General features: G+C 60.1%; 1 protein-coding gene. It reads right to left on the reverse strand.

Translation table 11 applies throughout. The annotated features are described in order from the left end of the window. A partial coding sequence (locus SB719_RS21120) for an LptF/LptG family permease (RefSeq protein ID WP_412159880.1) occupies positions 1-258 on the reverse strand: 258 nt, incomplete at both ends.

Here is a 258-nt window from a genome sequence, read left to right on the forward strand (position 1 = left end):
GTTCAAGGCATAGAAGAGGATGCCGAGCATGACGCCGGCGAATATCTTCAGGCTGACTCCGCCCACCCGGTTGTGCGAATACCCGAACGGCAGCGCAAGCGCCACCATGACCAAGGCAGCCAGCGGATAGAGCAACTTCTTCCACAGCGCGATCTGGTAACGCTCCGTCTTTTGCTTGTTGTCGCTGAGGTGGCGGGTGTAGTTCACCAGGCCGATCAGCGACATGCGCTCGGGAGAGACCATCAGCGCCGCCAACAG

This window comes from Pantoea sp. SIMBA_079, assembly GCF_046940275.1.
Classification (GTDB): domain Bacteria; phylum Pseudomonadota; class Gammaproteobacteria; order Enterobacterales; family Enterobacteriaceae; genus Pantoea; species Pantoea borealis.